Below are 19068 nucleotides of genomic sequence, written 5' to 3' on the forward strand. Positions count from 1 at the left end.
GAGCATGGGTTCGGGTTGGGTAAAGACGGCAGCAGCGCGCGGGAGCGCCGGATGACATTGCGCGACCACGCCATCCGCTACGGGTTCATCGTGCTCTTGTTCGGGCTCGTCGCCTATTTCTCGATCGCCGCCGACGGTTTCGTTTCGCCGCAAAGTGCCGTTTTCATCTTCCAGTCAGTCGCCATCACCGGCGTGCTGGCGCTCGGCGTCACCGCCACGCTGGTCGTCGGCGGCTTTGATCTGTCGATCGGATCGGTCGCTACATCAGCCATGATGGCGGCCGCCTATGTGATGGTGGTGCTGGAACAGAACGCCCTTGTCGCGGTCGTCGTCTGCCTGCTGATCGGCGCCGTTGTCGGCCTGATCAATGGCTGGCTGATCGTCTACATGCGCGTGCCCGATCTGCTGGCGACGCTCGGCATGATGTTCCTGCTGGTCGGCCTGCAGCGCATTCCGACAGAAGGCCGCTCGATCGCCACCGGCATGACCATGCCGGACGGTTCGGTCGCCAACGGCAAATTCTCCGACGCCTTCCTGGCGCTCGGCCGCCACCGCTTCGACTTCTTCATCCCGAACCTCATTCCGGTGTCGGTAGTCGTGCTGCTCGTGCTCGCCGTGCTGATCTGGTTCTTTCTCGAATACACCCGCTTCGGGCGCATGATGTATGCCGTAGGCAGCAATGAGCGCGCCGCCGAACTCGCCGGTGCGCCTGTCAAGGCATACAAGATCTGGGCCTACGTTATTTCAGGAGTTTTTGCCTCGATCGGCGGTATTTTGCTCGCTGCCCGGCTTGGACGCGGCGACATCGCCTCGGGTAATAATCTGCTACTCGATGCGGTCGCCGCGGCACTGATCGGCTACGCGGTGCTAGGCGCCGCCAAGCCGAACGCCTTCGGCACTGCCATCGGTGCGCTGTTCGTCGGCATCTTGCTGCAAGGCCTGACGATGATGAACGCGCCTTACTACACGCAGGATTTCGTCAAGGGCGTGGTTCTGGTCGTCGCCCTTGTCTTCACCTTTGCGCTTTCGGGCAGGGGCAGGAGGTAGCTTTCGACCGGAACAGGATTTTCGAGTTCAACAAGAGTGGAGGAAAACAAAGTGAGCATTACAAGAAGACTTCTGGGGAAGGTGGCGCTCGGATTGGCCGGCGCAACCATGCTGATGCAGGTCCCGGCTTTTGCCGCGGACAAGCCGGCGCCTTTCGACAAGCCCGGCGTCAAGATCGCGCTGGTGCGTTATCTCTCGACCGGTGACTTCTTCCAGGCCTATCTCTCGGGCGTCGAGGCACAGTCGAAGGCGCTCGGCATCGACCTGCGCGTCCTCGACAGCCGCCAGGATGCCGCCCTTCAGTCCGACATGGTCGATCAGGCCATCGCGCTCGGCGTGCAGGGCATCATCATCCAGCACGGCCTGACGGAATCGATGAAGGACGCCGCCCAGCGTGCGGTCGACGCCGGCATCAAGGTGGTGGCGTTCGACGTCAATGTCGAAAATCCCAAGATCCCGCAGGTCGAGCAATCCGACCGCGACCTGGCGCGCCTCGCGCTCGAGCAGGCGGTCAAGGACAATGGCGAAAGCTGGAATGCCGGCTATGTCTATGTCGCCGGCATCGCGCCGCTCGACCGCCGCAACGAGACCTGGGTCGACGTCAAGAAGAAGTATGCCGGCATCAAGGAAGTCGCGATGTTCGGCACGCTCGACAATCCGATTGCCAACTCCGTCGCCAACCAGGCGCGTTCGGTGCTGACGGCGCATCCCGACATCAAGGTGATGTTCGCTCCCTATGACGAATTCGCCAAGGGCGTGAAGATCGCTGTCGACGAAGCAGGCTTGAACAAGGGCATCAAGATCTATTCGGCTGACATTTCGACCTCAGATATTGCTGCGATGCGTGAGCCCGACAGCGCCTGGGCCGCGACCGCCGCGACCAATCCGGCCGTCGTCGGCCAGGTCTCGGTGCGTGCGCTGGCGCAGCTGCTGGCCGGCGAAGATCCCGGCCACAACGTCGTCGTGCCGCCGACGCTGATCACCCAGAAGGACCTCATCGACAAGGACATCAAGAACATGGAGGACCTGTCGGCCAAGCTGCCGCAGTTCGCCCACGCCGATGTCGCGATGCCGGCCTGGATGCCCAACCCGAACGCCAAGTAACTTTCGCTGTCGAAGGCCGCCAGCAGCCGCTTTCTGCAGGCGGCCTTTTGCCGAATATTTGCAGCCGGCTCACAGGTTCCGGGCCAAGATTCGGTGCGTAAATGGAAGCACAGGCGGCAATCGAGAAAAACCTGTCCGGCGCCGTCGCTGGAACATTGTTTCGATGCCCGCACGCTACCACCGGCGTGGTGGTGCTGGGTGGATCGAGTGGTCGCGTCGATGTCGGGCGCGCACGGCTCTTTGCAAACCAGGGTTTGTCGGCCCTTGCCCTGCAATGGTTCGGCGGTGAGGGCCAGGCTCCCGGAATATGCGAAATTCCCCTCGAAACCTTCTTTGCGGCAACCGACTATCTCATTGGAACGGGATGCCGCCGCATAGTCTATGTCGGCACATCCAAGGGTGCCGAGGCATCACTCCTTGCGGCCGTCCATGACCAGCGCATCAACGCTGTGGTCGCCATCAGCCCCTCATCGGTGGTTTGGGGAAATATCGGTGCGGGCCGGGATGGCGTCAGCTGGCCTGAGCGGTCCTCATGGTCGCTCGACGGTATCCCCCTGCCATTCGTGCCGACAGATCCGGATTGGGTACCCAAGCTCGTGGATGGTCTGGTGTCTTACAGCGGATTATTCGAACGCAGCTTGAAAACCTTCAAGCGGGAGGCGAATGCCGCGACCATCCCGGTGGAAAAGATATCGGCCGAGATTGTGCTTGTCGCGGGTGGCGACGATGCGCTGTGGCCCTCCCTATGGTTTGCGGAAGAGATTGTCCGGCGGCGCGGCAAAGCCGGCAAGATCACCCACCTCGTTTCATCGCCGGATGCGGGGCACCGAATTCTCTTACCGGGGGAGATCACGCCGCGCTCGGTGTCGCATGAGCATGGCGGCAGTGACGAGGCTGATTCGAGGCTGGGAACCAGGGCCTGGAAACACATCCTAGAGTTGCTGTAGCACGCGTTTCGCGGCGGCTGAAGAATGCTGGTCGTTCCAGAAGTCGAGCACAGTCGAGATTATTGCCTCTGGCGCGTCTTCCTGAACGAGATGTTTGGCATTTGGAACCGTGATGAACGGCGCACCGGGGATGCGGCGCGCGAGTTCTCGCCCGTCGTCGAGCGGAATCCACTCGTCGTCTTCACCCCACAGGATCGTCACAGGGCAACGTATCTCGCCATATCGCCACTCGACCTCTCGACTGTACTTGTCGTCCATCTGTGCGATCTGACGCCAAAAAGCCTTCTGTCCTTCGTCTCCAAGCCATGGCTGCAGATAGAGCTGCATTTCGTCCGCGCGCAATGCGTTCGCGACAGCGCCGCCGATATAGGCGCGAAGCATGGCTTCATGGATATAGGCCGGCAGACTGGCAAACGCTTTCTCGTTTTCTTTTGCCGCTTGAACCAAGGGCGATCCCTGAGGGCTGATCGCGACCGGATCGATCAGCACCAGTGAGCGATAATCGAGCCTGTTGAGAAGGTGGCCACGCAACGCGACGGAGCCGCCGAAGTCATGCGCCACAATGTCGGGCAGCTCCAGCTCCCAGTGAGCGTAGAGCGCCGCGAACAGCTGGTTTTGAATGCCGCGCGACACGTCCGCGTCGGGCTTGGCGGATTGCCCGTAGCCGAGCATGTCGAAATAGTAGATCCGGCGCCGTTGCCCGAGCCAAGCTGCAATCCGCCGCCATTCCACCGACGAGAACGGGGTGCCATGAAGCAAGACCGCCGGCGGGCCGTCGCCGATCGTTCCCCATGCGATCGGGTGACCCGAAAAAATAAAGCGTTCGGGCAGGGACCAGTTTTCGGCTGGCATGAGGGAACTCCTCGAGAAGGCAAAAATTTGGCTGCTTGACCTTGCTCGATCTCAATGGCCGGTCGGGTCGAAAGTTCCCAACCGCCCTTTCTCCAGCGCGTTTCCGGGCAATAAGCTCAAGTTTCGGAGTTGCACCGCACCTTTTCGTCTAACGGATCTCTACATCAGCGCAGCGCTGCCGCGATATTGCCGCCATCGACCGTCGTCACATCGGCGGTGGTGCGGTCGGCCAGCGCGTGATGCAGGAAGGCCTGCGCCACGTCCTGCGCCGTCACTTCCTGGCCGAGCAGATTGCCGGACATGTAGTCCTTCTCCGACACGCCGCGCGCGCCTGAGCGGCTGGTAATCATGGCGTCGGTCAGAAGCCCTGAGCGGATGCGGTCGGCGTTGACGGCGTTGGAGCGGATGCCATGCGCGCCATAGTCGAGCGCGTATTGCCGGGACAGGAACAGCGTCGCTGCTTTCGGCACGCCATAGGCGCCGAACTTCGGACCTGGATTGACCGCCTGCTTGGAGGTGTTGAACAAAAGCACGCCGCCTGTGCCCTGCTCGAGCATGATGCGCACGGCATTCTGCGCCACCGACTGATGGGCGAAGAAATTGAGTTCGAAACTCTTGCGCAGGAGTGCGTCATCGAGCTCACCGATGCGGCCTTCCCAGGCCGCGCCGGCATTGGAAACCATGATGTCGACACCGCCGAACACGGCGACGGCTCTGTCGAAGGCGGCACGCACCTGCGCCGGGTCGGTGATGTCGGCTGCGACGCCGATCGAGTTGTTGCCGGCCTTCTTCGCCGCGTCGGCAGCCTTTTCGGCGTCGAGATCGACGACGACGGCATGGGCGCCATTGTCGGCGAACAATTTGGCTGTCGCTGCGCCGATCGCGCCGGCGCCGCCGGTGATCAGCACCACCTGGCCAGTCAGTGGCTTCGGCTTGTTGGACGCGAGCTTGGCCTGTTCCAGCGACCAGTATTCCAGCGGGAACAGATCGGCCTTGGAGAGCGGGTGGAAACGGCCGACCGCCTCGGCGCCGCGCACCGCCTCGATCCACATCTCGCCGACATCCGAGGCGATCTTCGCGTCCTTCAGCGTGCGGCCGTGGCCGAACATGCCGAGGCCGGGCACCAGCGTCAGCCGCGGCATCTGGTCGAGCATGGTGCGCTTGACGTCGTCGAGCGAATCATTGGTTTCGAAATAGGCGCGATAATCATTGGCGAACGCGTCGACATGGCTCTTGATCACCGCCTTGTAGTCGCCGGCCTTGTCCGCATCGGGCGCCGGCAGCGCCATCGGCCCGGTCTTGATGCGGATCGACAGATCGGGTGTCGACACGCCGCGTCCGGCATAATCGGCAATCTCGGATGAATTGATGAAATCGACGATTGCCGGCGAAGTGCGGAAGTCAGAGATCATGCGGTCGAAGCGGCCTTCGCCGCGCGCTACCGCCACCGCTCCGCGCAGCATCGGCGCAATGGACGCCGGTGTCGCGAGCTTTGCCGGCAAGACTGCCTTTGCCGCCTTCGGCTTGCCGCTTGCGGCAATGAAGTCCTCGGCGACATTCACATAGTGGATCATCCGGTCGTAGGCCTGTTTGGCGTCGTCGCCGAAGGTGAAGATGCCGTGCTTGTCGAGGATCAACCCTTCGACATCAGGGTCGGCATCGAAGATGTCGGCCGCCGCCTTGGCGAGGTCGAAGCCGGGCATGATATAAGGCACGTAACCCATCTTGCTGCCGAAAACCGTCTTCACCAGCGGCTTGGAGTCCTCCTGGTCGACGATGGCGAGGATGGCGGTCGAGTGCGTGTGGTCGACGAATTTGTGCGGCAGGAAGGCATGCAGCAGCGTCTCGACCGAGGGGTTGGGCGAGGATGGATCGATGAGGTTGACGCGTTGCAGCGCGACCATGTCCTCGTCGGCCAGTCTGTTCAGCGCGCGCGCCTTGAGCAGCGGCTTGAGCTTGACCGCCGGCAGGCCCTGCGGCTCGATGACGCCCATGTCCCAGCCGCTGCCCTTGACGCACAGCACGTCCCACTGGTCGCCGACGAGATCGGTGGCCGTCGTCTTGCAGGAGGTGTTGCCGCCGCCATGCAGAACCAGCCGCGGTTCGCCGCCGAGCAGCCGGGTCGTGTAGACGCGCAGCGCCAGGTCGCGGCCGACACCCTTTTTCGCGTAGTCGGCGACGAGTTTTTCGGCTGCTTCGTCATTCCACAAGTTCTTCATGTTCGCTTCGTCCGGTTGCTGTCTTTGTTGGTGAAACAGGATTGCCGCGACGCTTTGATGACAATGCGCCGGCAGCGGAGAGGAGGATTTCTAGGAGGCCTTTTCTATGGTGGCAGCCGCATGGTCCAGGAGCCGCTGCGCCATGTGCGCGCCGACCACCAGATGCGTGCAAAGGCCGCCCGCGATCGCCGCGAGCAGCGGTTCGAACTTGCTGTCCTCCTGCACCACCACCAAACGCCTGGCGATGGCGCGCAGCGAGGCAAGCTCGGCGGAGATCACCCGCCTGTTATAACTGCAGTCGAGCACCTTGCCCTCGGCGTCTATGATCTGCCCGGCAATCACGCCGGCAGCGCCTTGGCTGCGCAGATCCGCCATTTCACTGGGCGTCAGCGCGCCGCATTTGACCAGATGGCTGTCGGCGTCGACCGCGCCGACCGAGTATAATGCCAGGTCGCATTCGCTGACACCCGACAATTGTTCCCGGATCACCGGCTCGGCACGCAGCGCCCGCGCGAGTTCTTCCGTCGACAGCACCAGCGGCGCGTAGAAATTGAGCCCCTTGGCGTTGAGCCGCCGCGCGATCTCCATGGTGCATTGGTCGGGCCGATAGGAATAGGGTGCGCCGAGATTGCCGCAGAGCTGCACCACAGTGACGTCCTGCAGATCGGCATAGGACATGACGTCGGCGATCATGTAGACGGTTCGGCCCCAGGCAACGCCGATGCGGTCGCCCTTCTTGACCAGTTCGAGAAAGACACTCGCCGCCAGCACGGCGATTTCCGTCGACGGGTCGGCAATATGATCATTCTCCGGTGCGATCCAGACGGCGTCGAGGCTCAACGCATCCTCGAGCTTGCGCGCCAGCACGTCGTCGGTGAAAAGCTGGGTCGAAGTCGAGATGTTGACGATGCCGGTCTCGCGAGCCTTGCGCAGGTACATGGCGACTGAGGCACGGGAAATGTTAAGCTGGCTCGCCACCTGGTCCTGCCGCAGGCCATGGGCATAGTAGAGCCAGGCGGCCTTGTGGATGAGTTGTTCTGCCGGTCGGATCGCCATGCCGTCTCCTCGGCTGACATTATTCACGGCTCTCGACAAAAGTCAAACTGGGCAGAGGTATGCGATACTCCCGCTTACGCCGAATCTGGTTCATCATTGCGGCGAATGCGCTCTGTCGTGGCATCGTTTGTGGTGACGCGGCCCGAGCCTGCGATTAGAACGTCTGAAAGAAAACCGCGGGGGAGCATGGGATGGGCAGTCCTTACGAACAGGATCTCGACAAGAACGCGGCCAACCATCAGCCGTTGACACCGCTCACCTATCTGGAGCGCGCGGCCAAGACCTATCCCGACCATATCGCCATCATCCATGGCCGCCAGCGCATCGACTATCGCACTTTCTGGCAGCGCTCGCTGAAGCTTGCCTCGGCGCTCGACAGGCGCGGCATCGGCAAGGGCGACACCGTCACCGTCATGCTGTCAAACACGCCGCCGATGCTGGAGGCGCATTTCGGAGTGCCGATGACCAAAGCGGTGCTGCATTCGCTCAACACTCGCCTCGATGCCGCGGTCGTCGCCTTCCAGCTCGATCATGCCGAGACCAAGGTGCTGATCGTCGACCGCGAATTCTCCAGTGTCGTCAAGCAGGCCCTGGAACTGACCAAGGTCAAGCCGCTGGTCATCGACTATGACGATCCCGAATACGCCGATGACGCGCCGTATCCGAAGGGCGAGCGGGTTGGCACGCTGGACTATGAGGCGTTTGTTGCAGGCGGCGCCGAGGATTTCGCCTGGTCGATGCCCGACGACGAGTGGGACGCCATCTCGCTCAACTACACTTCCGGAACGACAGGCAATCCGAAGGGCGTCGTCTACCACCATCGCGGTGCCGCGCTGATGGCCTACACCAACACCATTCATGCCGGCATGGCCAAGCACGCGGTCTATCTCTGGACGCTGCCGATGTTCCACTGCAATGGCTGGTGCTTTCCCTGGACGCTTGCTGTTCAGGCCGGCACCCATGTCTGCCTGCGCTGGGTGCGGCCGAAGCCGATCTACGATGCGATTGCCGATCGCGGCGTCACCCATCTCTGCGGCGCCCCGGTCGTCATGTCGGTGCTGATCAATGCCAGAGACGAGGACAAGCGCGAATTCCCGCAAACGGTCACCTTCAACACCGCGGCAGCTCCGCCACCGGAAGCCGTGCTGTCCGGCATGGCGGATGCCGGCTTTGCCGTCACCCATCTCTACGGCCTGACCGAGACCTATGGCCCGGCGGTGGTCAACGAATGGCATGGCGCCTGGGACGATCTCGAAAAGGGTGAGCGCAGCGCCAGGAAGGCGCGGCAGGGCGTGCGCTATGCAGCGCTCGAAGGCCTGACGGTCATGGACCCCGAGACGATGCGGACGACACCGGCCGATGGTGAGACCATCGGCGAGGTCATGTTCCGCGGCAACATCGTCATGAAGGGCTACCTGAAAAACCGCAAGGCGAGCGACAAAGCCTTCGCCGGCGGCTGGTTCCATTCCGGCGATCTCGGCGTCATGCACCCCGATGGCTACATCCAGCTCAAGGACCGCTCCAAGGACATCATCATCTCCGGTGGTGAGAACATTTCCTCTATCGAGGTCGAGGACGCGCTCTACAAGCACCCGTCGGTTGCCTCTTGCGGCGTCGTCGCCAGGCCCGATGACAAATGGGGCGAGGTGCCTGTTGCCTATGTCGAGCTGAAGCCCGGCAAGGTCGCGACCGAAGCCGAGATCATCGATCACTGCCGCGCGCTGCTTGCCCGGTTCAAGGTGCCGAAGGCGGTCACCTTCGCCGAAATCCCGAAGACCTCGACCGGCAAGATCCAGAAATTCCGGTTGCGCGAGATGGCGAGGGGGACTTAAGCTCCTCGCTTCTCTCCTCCAGTTACGACTTTTGCGATTAGGCAAAGCCTCCGCGACTTTCGTCGGTCACTGTCACCATCTGTCACCATTCGTACGCGTACATCGAATCCGCGTTGACAGGTCGCTCTTTTCAATTTACGAGTGATGAAAATCGAAATTCGTCACTCGTAAATTGACAGTGGATCATGTCCGAAGCCACCACCATAGTCGCCGAAGCCGCCCGACAGGAAAATGTAACGCGCATTCTTGATTGCGCCGAGCGCCTGTTCCGGCACTATGGCTACGGCAAGACCAATGTCGCCGACGTTGCGCGTGAGCTCGGCATGTCGCCGGCCAACATCTACCGTTTCTTCGCCTCCAAGGTCGAAATCCACCAGGCCGTCTGCGGCCGGATGCTCGGCGCGAGCTACAAGATGGCCTACGAGATTTCGCGCCTGCCGATCAGCGCCGAGGAGCGGCTCCGGCGTTACGTGCATGCGCAATACAAGATGACGATGGAGGTCATGCTCGACGACCAGAAGGTCCACGAGATGGTCATCGTCGCCCTCGAACGGGATTGGGGGGTGATCGACAAGCATGTCGACAGCATCCACGACCTGTTTGCGGAGGTGATCCGCGACGGGATCGAGGCCGGTGAGTTCAGACAACAGGACCCGGTGACCGCGTCGCGCTGCTTCGGCGCTGCGACCGTCATCCTGTGTCATCCGCAGATGGTGGCGCAATGCCTTGCCAAGACCAACCGGGCAATGCCTCACGACCTCATCGACTATGCAATCAAGGCCTTGAAGTAGCCTCCGCCCGCCGGGCGCCGGTTTCAACGATTCATCTCCATTTCGGGAGTACGCGCGTGTCTTCGTTCAGTTCAATCATCAGCAGGTTGCCGGCTGTAGGCCCGGTGCTGCTTGTCACCGCCACTCTCGGGCTTGCCGGCTGCAGCCAGGAAAAAGCCGAAGTCAAGGATATCATCCGCCCGGTCAAGGTTGTCGAGATCGCGAAGGCGCATGACACCCGCATGCTCTCATATTCCGGGTCGGTGCGGGCCCGCACCGAGAGCGCTCTGGCGTTTCGCGTCAATGGCAAGATCACCGAGCGCCTCGTCGACATCGGCCAGCATGTGGCCTCGGGCGATGTGCTCGCCCGCATCGATCCCATTGACTACGACCTTTCGGTCAAGAGCGCGCAGGCAGCGCTCGATGCCGCCGAGCGGCAGGTCGAGACCGTGGAGCTTGCCCGCAAGCGTGCCGAGCAGCTTTTTGCCAAGAATTTTGCCCCGAAATCACAACTCGAACAGGCGACCTTGACCTATGACCAAGCGGTCGCCACCCGTGATTCCGCCCTTTCGACACTTGCTCAGGCGAAGAACCAGGTCGGTTATACCGATCTCAAGGCCGACAGGGATGGCATCGTCACCACGGTCAGCGCCGACGTCGGCCAGGTGGTCGGTTCCGGCACGCCGGTTGTCACTGTCGCCGTCGACGGCGAAAAGGAAGTGCTGATCGCCGTTCCCGAAATGGAAATCGCCGAATTCAAGCCGGGCAAGGCCGTCAAGGCGGGCTTCTGGTCCGACGATGCGCTGGCGCTCGATGGCAAGGTCCGCGAAGTCGCCGGCAGCGCCGATCCGCAGTCACGCACCTTTGCCGTCCGCGTCAGCCTGCCCAACGATCCGCGTGTGCTGCTCGGCATGACCGCCAGCATCGAAGCCTCGGCGGCCAATGAGCGGCAGCTGGTCTCGATCCCGCTGAGCGCACTGGCCGAGCAAGGCACGCAATCGATCGTCTGGACCGTCAATCGTGGCGCCGACACCGTTCATGCCCGTCCGATCAAGGTCGCCGAATTCGCCGCCGATGGGGTGCGTGTCGCAGAGGGTTTGAACCCCGGCGATGTCGTGGTCGCCGCCGGCACGCAATTCATGACCGAAAACCTGAAGGTGAAGCTCGCCGGTGAGACGGCGCTGCAATCGGCATCCGCGGCAGACGGCGACGCCAAGCAGGTGCGCTGACGACAGACAACCGGCTGCGCGTTCCCGCAGTCGCTGGTTTCCGGGCGGCAGGCGCCCGACCGAGACGCTCGATTGATGTAACCCCCACGTCGATTTCGCGTCCCACCGCGATGAGCGTTTCTCCTCTCGGAGAGCCTTGCCGCCCGGAAGCCACTACGAACCCTCGATTTTGTTGCGCTAGATAGATGGACCAGCGTCGATGACCAATTCCACGGAAGAGAAGCGGCCCTTCAACCTGTCGCGCTGGGCAATCGGCCATCCCGCCATTGCGCGGTTCCTGTTCGGCCTGATCATCATTTCCGGCGCGCTCGGCCTGATGCGTATGGGCCAGAAGGAAGATCCCGATTTCACCTTCCGGATCATGGTCGTCCAGGCGATCTGGCCGGGCTCCTCGATCAAGGAGATGGAAGACCAGGTCGTCAACAAGATCGAACGCAAGCTGCAGGAAACGCCGCATCTCGATTTCGTGCGCTCCTTCACCCGCGCCGGCAGCGCCATCATCACTGTGCAGATCAAGGGCGACACCAACACCGCCGAGGTGACGGACGCTTTCTACCAGGTGCGCAAGAAGGTCGGTGACATTGCCGGTGACTTGCCGCAAGGTCTGCTCGGCCCCTATTTCAACGACGAGTTCGGCGACACCTTCATCACGCTGCATTCGATCAGCGGCGATGGCTTCAGCTATCCCGAGCTGAAGAAGTTCGCCATCCAGGCGCGCGACATGCTTTTGACGACGCCTGGCGTCGAGAAGGCCGTCATCATCGGCGACCAGCCGGAAAAGCTCTATATCGACGTCTCGTCCAAGGCCCTGGCCGAACGCGGCCTGACGCTGACCGATCTGCAGAATGCGATCAAGGGACAGAACAATGTCGACCCGGCCGGCTCCGTCGATACCGGCACCAACTCGGTACGCATCTCCGTCGAGGGCGATGTCGGCAAGGTCGAGGATATCCGGAACCTGCGCCTGCGCGCCGGCGGACAGGTCACAAGGCTGGGCGACATCGCCACGGTGACCTCGGGGCTGGAAGATCCGTTCCAGCGCAAATACCGCTTTAACGGTCACGACAGCGTGCAGTTGGGCGTCGTCATGGCCAAGGGCTTCAAGGTTACCGACGTCGGCAAGGATGTCGAGGCCACCTACAAGCGCTTCGAAGAGGCGCTGCCCTACGGCGTTGCGGTCGACCAGATCTCCGACCAGCCCGGCGTCGTCACCGATGCGGTGGCCGAGTTCATGCATGCGCTTGGCGAAGCGCTGCTGATCGTGCTCGTCGTCTCGTTCCTGTCGATAGGCTGGCGTTCCGGCCTGGTCATCGCCATCGCCATCCCGCTGGTGCTGGCTGCGACCTTCGCCATCATGTACGAACTCGGCATCGACCTGCAGCGCATCTCGCTCGGCGCGCTGATCATCGCGCTCGGTCTTCTGGTCGACGACGCGATGATCGTCGTCGAGATGATGGAGCGCAAGCTGGAGGAGGGGATGGTCAAGGTCGAGGCGGCGAGCTTCGCCTATTCCTCGACCGCCTTCCCGATGCTGACCGGCACGCTGATCACCACAGCCGGCTTCATTCCGGTCGGCTTCGCGGCCTCGACCGCCGGCGAATATGTCCGCACCCTGTTCTATGTCGTCGGCATCGCGCTGATCGTCTCCTGGTTCGTCGCGGTCTATTTCACGCCATGGCTCGGCAACATGATCCTCAAGCAGCGCAAGCATGCCGGCAGCCATCACGATGTCTTCGACACACGTTTCTACCGCCGGCTTCGTGCTACCGTCAGCTGGGCCGTGCGCCATCGCATCATCGTCCTGGTGATGACGCTGGTCACCTTCGGCACCAGCCTGTGGGCTTTCCAGTTCATTCCGCAGAACTTCTTCCCGCAATCGTCGCGGCCGGAAATCCTTGTCGACCTTTGGCTGCCGGAAGGCACCAGCATCAAGGAAGTCGAGGCGCAGGCCAAGGCGCTCGAAACCAAGATGATGGACGACAAGGACAAGCGTTTCATCGCCACCTATATCGGCGAAGGCGCGCCGCGCTTCTTCCTGCCGCTCGACCAGCAGCTGAGCAACCCCAACTTCGCCCAGCTGCTCGTCATGGCTAATGACGAACCGGCCCGCGAACGGCTGATCGCCAAGTTGCGCACCGTCCTGGCGCAAGACTTCCCATCCATCCGTGCCAAAGTCGATCGTCTGTTCCTCGGCCCGCCGACCGGCTGGCCGGTGCAGATGCGCGTCATGGGGCCGGATCGCCAGGAGGTGCGCCGCATCGCCGACCAGGTGAAGGCGAAGTTCCGCGAGGATCCGCTGCTTGGCGCCGTGCATGATGACTGGCTGGAGCCGGTTCCGGCGATGAAGCTGGTCATCGACCAGGATCGTGCCCGCGCACTCGGCGTCACCTCGCAGCGCATCCGCCAGATGCTGCAGGCGGCGATGTCCGGCGCGCCGCTCGACGACTTCCGCGACGGCGAGGAGACGGTGTCCATCGTCGCCCGCGAGCCGGATGCCAGCCGCAGCCTGCTGTCCTCGGTCGACTCGGTCTATATCCCGACCGACTTCGGTGGCTTCGTGCCGCTGTCGCAGGTTGCCAAGGTGGTGCCGGTGCTGGAGCAAGGCATCGAGTGGCGCCGCGACCGTCTGCCGACCATCAGTGTGCGGGCAACGCTGCCCGACGGCGTGCAGTCCAATGACGTCGTCACCAAACTGTACAAGGATATGCAGGGCCTGCGTGACGGATTGGCGCCCGGCTACAAGGTCGAGATCCAGGGCGGTGCGGAGGATTCGGCGGAAAGCCAAGCTTCGATCGCCGCCAAGGCGCCGATCATGCTGGCCGTCATCGTCGTGCTTTTGATGATCCAGCTGCAGAACTTCGGCAAGGCGATGCTGGTGCTGGCGACCGGTCCGCTTGGCATTATCGGTGCTGCCGCGGCACTCTTGATCAGCGGCGCGCCGTTCGGCTTCGTCGCCATTCTCGGCGTCATCGCGCTGCTCGGCATCATTATGCGCAACTCGATCATCCTGGTCGACCAGATCGACCAGGACATCGCCGCGGGCATGGACCGCTACGAGGCGATCATCGGTTCGGCCGTTCGCCGTTTCCGGCCGATCACGCTGACGGCGCTGACGGCGGTGCTGGCGCTGATCCCGATCTCGCGCGGCGTCTTCTGGGGTCCGCTCGCCTACGCCATGATGGGCGGCATCCTCGTTGCCACGGTGCTGACCATCCTGGTCCTGCCGGCCGGTTACGCCCTGTTCTTCGGCCGGGAGCCGAAGAAGCGCGGGGCGGAGGGGCGGACGGACGATCTGGAACTGAGCCAGGAAGCCGAAAAGCCGCAACTGGCGCTGGCCGCCGAATAGATCGATCACGCCAGTCGAAAAGGATCGGACGCGCCGAAGCGCGCCCGGTCCTTTTCACTTTTACGAGGTCAGATGACGAAGAACCAGTTGGCGAGCAGCATCACCACCACGCCGGCGACCAGCGTCAGATAAGGCAGCATCCCCGCCTTTTTGACCGAGAGGTCGGCCCCCGTCATGCCGAGATCGGCCAGCATGTGGTCGGGGAACTTGCCCTTGTCCTGGATATAGTGGCGGAAGCAGAACACCGGGATGATCAGGGCCGCGGTGATCAGGCCGGCCCACAGCGCCATCGGGTTCCACACCTTGGCGCCGGCGCCCATGAAGATCATGTTGACATAGGCGAAGATCGCGCCGACGCCGAGCAACCAGCTCGGTGCTTTCCAGGGCCGGGCGATATGGCCGTTGTCGATGCGGTGGATCCAGCCGGCGTTGAGGTTGAGGAAGTTGAAGATGATATAGCCGCAGTTCGACACGGCGAGGATGAAGAAGAAGCTCGTCGCGTCGGCAGAGGCGATGGCCAGCACGATCAGGTTGAAGACGAGATCGGTCCACATTGCCCGCGTCGGCGCGCCATGTTCGTTGACATGGCTGAGATAGCGCGGCAGCCAGCCATCGACCGAGCCCTGGTAGAGCGTGCGCGAAGAGCCTGCCATGGCGGTCATGATGCACAGAACCAGAGCCAGGATCATCAGCATCACCAAGAGGCTGTGGATCAGTGCGCCGCCGCCGACCATGCCGGCCAGCGCGTCGGCGACACCGGAGCCGTCGACGATCGGTGTCGCCAGCATGCCGTTGAGGCCAAGCACGCCCTGGAAGGTGAACGGCACCAGGATGAACAGCAGCATGCACAAAAGGCCGGAATAGAAGATCGCCTTGAACGTGTCGGTGCCCGGGTTCTTGAACTCCGAGGTGTAGCAGACGGCGGTCTCGAAACCGTAGGTCGACCAAGCGGCGATGAACATGCCGCCAAGCACCAGCGTCCAGCCGGCAATGTTCCAGGCGCCGGGTTCGGGCGCATAGGCGGCCGCCAGCGGCACCAGCGGCGAGAAATTCGCCCAGTTGATCTGGCCGGTGACGATCGGCACCACGCCGACGATCAGCATCGGAATGATGACCAGCAGGCCGATATATTTCTGCACGTTGGCAGTGCCGAGGATGCCGCGATGCTGGATGGCGAAGATGATCAGCATCAGCACCGCACCGATGAAGAAGGTCGCGTTGAGGGTGAACGAGACCGGCCCCAGCGTGTGGCTGTAGAGCGTCCAGTTGCGGATCACCGGCGTTGCCGCGGCGGTCACCGCCGTGATGGCGTCGGCGGCACTCGTCCCGGCATGCGCGGCGATATAGGCGACGACTTCGGGCGAGGCATCGGTGAACAGCGGCACCGGCGCCAACGCGTTGAGGATATAGGCGGCGGCGATCGAGCAGCCGAGCGATAGCACCGGCGACCAGGCGAACCAGTTGCACCACACCGACAGCGGCGCGATGAACTTGGAATAGCGCAGCCATGCGGTGGCGCCGTAGATCGACGCGCCGCCCGACTTGTTCGGAAACAGGCCGGCGATTTCGGCATAGGTGAAGGATTGCAGGAAGCCCATGATCATGGAGAAGATCCAGATCGCGAAGGCCAGCGTGCCGGTCGTGCCGGCAATGCCGCCGATCGAGAACAGGACGAGGGCAGGCACACCGCTCGCCACCCAGAAGGCGCCGCGCCAGTCGATATTTCGGTGCAACTTGCCTTCGGCAAGCGGCTCCAGGACAGTCACTATCGTGCTCATATGTCTTTGTTCCCCATTTTGATGTTCCCCGTTCGTGACCGCCGCGGCTTCGCGAGGCTTCACCATCGACGCATGCATTGTTCGACTGCCGGTGTTTCCACTCAGTCGTATTTTTTTCTTAACAGTGAAGATTGATCCGGCGCGCTTTCAGGTCAAGCGAATTGTCGCGCCGTGCACATCCCGCTTGCGAAACATGTCAGCTTCACACTGGCGGGCAGGATTGTTCGGAAAAGGACCAGGGGTCTGGAAACGAAAAACCCGCCGGAGGCGGGTCGCGGCGCAAATCAGCACCATGGACGAATATGTAGCATAGCTGCCCTCAGCAGGTCAAGAAAAAATTCCTATCACGAACTGCCAGCACGGCCTCACTGTCTTGGGAGGAAGGCCGTCAGGAGCGTGGTTTGGTCTTTTGCGGATCGTAGTGGGCGAAGGCGACGACGCGCGCCGGCAGCCGCTTGGCATGGCCGTCGAGCTTGCCGATCTCGACCTCGGTACCGACAGCTGAATGGGTGACGTCGAGCCTGGCCAGCGCGATGGTCTTGTTCAGCATCGGAGAACGCATGCCCGACGTGACCACGCCGATCTGGGCGCGGCCGACATGCACGCAATCGCCATGGCCGACGTCGACATTGGCCTCGATGTCGAGGCCGACCAGCTTCGTCTGCGGGTGCTCCTTGCGGCGGATCAGCGCTTCGCGGCCGATGAAATCGTCGGTCTTGCTCTTCAGCGGCACGGTGAAGCCGATGCCGGCCTCGAACGGGTCGGTCTGGTCGGAGAATTCGTAGCCGGCGAAGATCAGCCCGGCCTCGATGCGCACCATGTCCAGCGCCTGCAGCCCCATCGGCTTCAGTCCATGCGACTGGCCGGCTTCCCAGATGGCGTCGAACACTTTTTCGGCGTCGCGCGGATGGCACCAGATCTCGTAGCCGAGCTCGCCGGTATAGCCGGTGCGCGAGACCACGACCGGAATGCCGTTGCCGCCACCAATGCGGGCGACGGCGAAGCGGAACCATTCGAGTTCGTCGATCGATGGCTGCAATGGCGAAGTCCAGATCACTTCTCGCAGGATGTCGCGGCTCTTCGGACCCTGCACGGCGACATTGTGCATCTGGTCGGTCGACGAGCGCACCAGCACGTTGAGACCCAGCTTGGCGGCCGTCTCGCGCAGCCATTCGCCGGACAGATCGTCGCCGCCGACCCAGCGGAAATTGTCCTTGCCGAGCCGCAGCAGGGTGCCGTCGTCGACCATGCCGCCATGCTCGTAGCACATCGCCGAGTAGACCACCTGGCCGACGCCCAGCTTCTTGACGTCGCGGGTCAGCGTGTATTGCAGCAGCGCTTCGGAATCCGGACCGGTAACCTCGAACTTGCGCAGCGGCGACAGGTCCATGATCACCGCGTCCTGCCGGCAGGCCCAGTATTCGGCGATCGGCCCGTCCTTGGCGAAGGAATTGGCCAGCCAATAGCCCCTGTACTCGCCGAAGTTGCGGGTGTGCTTGGCAAAGCTCGAATGAAAAGCTGTCTCGCGGGTCATTTTCGGTTCCGAATCGGGCGTCATGCGTCTGGCGATCGCTCGCGAGAATTTGTGCTGGCCGGAATAGGTCCGCACATGGATGTCGGTCGGGTTCCAGCCATTGGCCGGCGTCGTGTCGTCGGGGCAGGCGGAGGAAACGCAGACGATGTCGGTGAGCGCCCGCAGCAGCACGTAGTCGCCCGCCCGCGACCACGGCTCGTCGGACACCATGACGCCATGCGCGTCGATCGCGGTGTTGAAGAAGAAGTTGATCGCCATCCAGCCGGCGCGGGGCGTGACGCCTTTGTCCAACAACGCGCGATTAAAGTTCTCAGAGCAGTTGGTGTGGCCGGGATAGCCGATGTCGTCGTAATATTTGGCGGCGCAGGCGAGCGCGAAGGCGTCGTGCCGACCGCATGTGTCCTGCACCACCTCGACCAGCGGCTCCATGTCCTGGTCATAGTATTTGGAATGCAGGCCGGGCATCGGGTAGCTCGCACCCATCAGCGTGCGCGTTGTCGTCACGTCGAGCGGATGATCCAGTCCCCTGTCCAGCTTGCGCGCCGAAAAGCACTGGAAGTCGGTGCACTGGCGGCCGTCGACATCGATGATCTGCAGATAGTCACCGGCCTTGACGAAATAGGCCTCCGCCGTCGCCGAATGGACACGCAAATCGAGCACCGGGTCGGCCAGCGGGTCCGCCAACAGCGATTTCGCCGCCGGGCGGATCGTGGCGCGGCGAACGATGGCGGTCAGCGGCGTCGCCGTGTCGTGACCGTCGACCAGCATCGGCCCGCCGGGGGCCGCAATCAGCATCGAGCCGTCACGCGTGACCGTGAATGTTTGTTCTGTACCGGCAGGCGTAGTGGCGCCGAACACCCGCACCGCCTTGGCATGGTCAAGCTGCACCTGCCGGCGCGCGAGCCCGCTCCGTAGCGATGCGAGGCTGTCGTCGTCCTCTATGAGCAGCGCCTTGATGCCGGCAGCGTTGCTGTCCGATGCTTCACCGAAAATGCCGGGATCGGTCGCGCCGGTCCTGTCCCAGGCCAGCAACTCGCAGGCCTGGCCACCCTCGACATTGCGCACGGTGATCGTGTCGCCGGCCATGATATCGATGAGCACCGCGCCATTGCCATGGATCGTATAACGCTCCATGCCCGGCGGCAGCGCGATCTGGCCGGGCCTCAGGATGAGGCTCGGCCGCGGCGGTCCGGCGGCAATTGCGGGGTAGGGCGACTGGCTCATCTCAGCCTTGCGGTTCGAGAAACAAGTTTGCCTGTGTGTGAAATTATTTTAGCGGTAAGAATAGCAGTGCGCGTGCGTTTGGCAAGGCGAAGCGCACTTCTTCCCTTCTCCCCCAAGGGAGAAGGTGGGG

12 protein-coding genes are annotated in these 19068 nt (G+C 62.7%); 7 read left to right on the forward strand and 5 right to left on the reverse strand.

Annotation, left to right across the window (positions count from 1 at the left end):
* Positions 1 to 51 precede the first annotated feature (51 nt).
* The 3 genes from NKJ37_RS00955 to NKJ37_RS00965 all read left to right on the forward strand — a co-directional run bounded on the left by NKJ37_RS00955 (position 52) and on the right by NKJ37_RS00965 (position 3098).
* Positions 52 to 1047 carry an ABC transporter permease gene (locus NKJ37_RS00955; RefSeq protein ID WP_127291078.1) on the forward strand — a complete coding sequence of 332 codons (996 nt, stop codon included), beginning with the start codon at positions 52 to 54 and terminating at the stop codon, positions 1045 to 1047.
* Between the two features lie 51 nt (positions 1048 to 1098).
* On the forward strand, positions 1099 to 2151 hold the full coding sequence (locus tag NKJ37_RS00960; protein WP_128302418.1) for a substrate-binding domain-containing protein: 1053 nt from the start codon (positions 1099 to 1101) through the stop codon (positions 2149 to 2151).
* Positions 2152 to 2252: 101 nt separating this feature from the next.
* On the forward strand, positions 2253 to 3098 hold the full coding sequence (locus tag NKJ37_RS00965) for an acyl-CoA thioester hydrolase/BAAT C-terminal domain-containing protein (RefSeq protein WP_128302419.1): 846 nt from the start codon (positions 2253 to 2255) through the stop codon (positions 3096 to 3098).
* Here NKJ37_RS00965 and NKJ37_RS00970 read toward each other — a convergent pair.
* The 3 genes from NKJ37_RS00970 to NKJ37_RS00980 all read right to left on the reverse strand — a co-directional run bounded on the left by NKJ37_RS00970 (position 3084) and on the right by NKJ37_RS00980 (position 7225).
* Complete coding sequence (locus NKJ37_RS00970; protein WP_128302420.1) at positions 3084 to 3950, reverse strand: alpha/beta fold hydrolase; 867 nt, start codon at positions 3948 to 3950, stop codon at positions 3084 to 3086. The genes NKJ37_RS00965 and NKJ37_RS00970 overlap by 15 nt on opposite strands.
* Positions 3951 to 4114: 164 nt before the next feature.
* Complete coding sequence (locus tag NKJ37_RS00975) at positions 4115 to 6169, reverse strand: bifunctional aldolase/short-chain dehydrogenase (RefSeq protein WP_352440040.1); 2055 nt, start codon at positions 6167 to 6169, stop codon at positions 4115 to 4117.
* Between the two features lie 90 nt (positions 6170 to 6259).
* Positions 6260 to 7225, reverse strand: coding sequence for a sugar-binding transcriptional regulator (locus NKJ37_RS00980; protein ID WP_127291072.1), 966 nt, complete (start codon positions 7223 to 7225; stop codon positions 6260 to 6262).
* A 191-nt stretch (positions 7226 to 7416) separates the two neighbouring features.
* On the opposite strand from NKJ37_RS00980, the gene NKJ37_RS00985 reads away from it, so the two are divergent.
* The 4 genes from NKJ37_RS00985 (at position 7417) to NKJ37_RS01000 (ending at position 14402) form a co-directional block, all read left to right on the forward strand.
* A complete protein-coding gene (locus tag NKJ37_RS00985; protein WP_352628547.1) occupies positions 7417 to 9057 on the forward strand; it encodes an acyl-CoA synthetase in 1641 nt (546 codons plus the stop codon).
* A gap of 185 nt (positions 9058 to 9242) precedes the next feature.
* Positions 9243 to 9848: a TetR/AcrR family transcriptional regulator gene (locus NKJ37_RS00990; protein ID WP_352609368.1), complete on the forward strand. Its 606-nt coding sequence runs from the start codon at positions 9243 to 9245 to the stop codon at positions 9846 to 9848.
* A gap of 56 nt (positions 9849 to 9904) precedes the next feature.
* Positions 9905 to 11056, forward strand: coding sequence for an efflux RND transporter periplasmic adaptor subunit (locus tag NKJ37_RS00995; RefSeq protein ID WP_352628549.1), 1152 nt, complete (start codon positions 9905 to 9907; stop codon positions 11054 to 11056).
* A 199-nt stretch (positions 11057 to 11255) separates the two neighbouring features.
* Positions 11256 to 14402 (forward strand): efflux RND transporter permease subunit, encoded by a 3147-nt coding sequence (locus NKJ37_RS01000; protein ID WP_352628552.1) that lies wholly within the window; start codon positions 11256 to 11258, stop codon positions 14400 to 14402.
* Positions 14403 to 14470: 68 nt separating this feature from the next.
* Here NKJ37_RS01000 and NKJ37_RS01005 read toward each other — a convergent pair whose 3' ends face one another.
* Both NKJ37_RS01005 and NKJ37_RS01010 read right to left on the reverse strand, forming a co-directional pair.
* Positions 14471 to 16180, reverse strand: a complete 1710-nt coding sequence (locus tag NKJ37_RS01005; protein ID WP_128302425.1) for a trimethylamine N-oxide permease — start codon at positions 16178 to 16180, stop codon at positions 14471 to 14473.
* Positions 16181 to 16568: 388 nt separating this feature from the next.
* The gene (locus NKJ37_RS01010) at positions 16569 to 18938 is read right to left on the reverse strand and encodes a trimethylamine N-oxide demethylase (RefSeq protein WP_352772224.1); all 2370 of its coding nucleotides are present in this window, start codon (positions 18936 to 18938) and stop codon (positions 16569 to 16571) included.
* Between the last annotated feature and the right edge of the window lie 130 nt (positions 18939 to 19068).

Origin of the sequence: Mesorhizobium sp. M0140, assembly GCF_040322475.1 — a bacterium.
Taxonomy (GTDB): Bacteria; Pseudomonadota; Alphaproteobacteria; order Rhizobiales; family Rhizobiaceae; genus Mesorhizobium.

What these genes read in the sequence shown, in the direction of transcription:
- NKJ37_RS00955 (WP_127291078.1), top strand. Translation starts at nt 52, where the DNA reads ATGACATTGCGCGACCACGCCATCCGCTACGGGTTCATCGTGCTCTTG.
- NKJ37_RS00965 (WP_128302419.1), top strand. Translation starts at nt 2,253, where the DNA reads ATGGAAGCACAGGCGGCAATCGAGAAAAACCTGTCCGGCGCCGTCGCT.
- NKJ37_RS00970 (WP_128302420.1), bottom strand. Translation starts at nt 3,950, where the DNA reads ATGCCAGCCGAAAACTGGTCCCTGCCCGAACGCTTTATTTTTTCGGGT.
- NKJ37_RS00975 (WP_352440040.1), bottom strand. Translation starts at nt 6,169, where the DNA reads ATGAAGAACTTGTGGAATGACGAAGCAGCCGAAAAACTCGTCGCCGAC.
- NKJ37_RS00980 (WP_127291072.1), bottom strand. Translation starts at nt 7,225, where the DNA reads ATGGCGATCCGACCGGCAGAACAACTCATCCACAAGGCCGCCTGGCTC.
- NKJ37_RS00985 (WP_352628547.1), top strand. Translation starts at nt 7,417, where the DNA reads ATGGGCAGTCCTTACGAACAGGATCTCGACAAGAACGCGGCCAACCAT.
- NKJ37_RS00990 (WP_352609368.1), top strand. Translation starts at nt 9,243, where the DNA reads ATGTCCGAAGCCACCACCATAGTCGCCGAAGCCGCCCGACAGGAAAAT.
- NKJ37_RS01000 (WP_352628552.1), top strand. Translation starts at nt 11,256, where the DNA reads ATGACCAATTCCACGGAAGAGAAGCGGCCCTTCAACCTGTCGCGCTGG.
- NKJ37_RS01005 (WP_128302425.1), bottom strand. Translation starts at nt 16,180, where the DNA reads ATGAGCACGATAGTGACTGTCCTGGAGCCGCTTGCCGAAGGCAAGTTG.
- NKJ37_RS01010 (WP_352772224.1), bottom strand. Translation starts at nt 18,938, where the DNA reads ATGAGCCAGTCGCCCTACCCCGCAATTGCCGCCGGACCGCCGCGGCCG.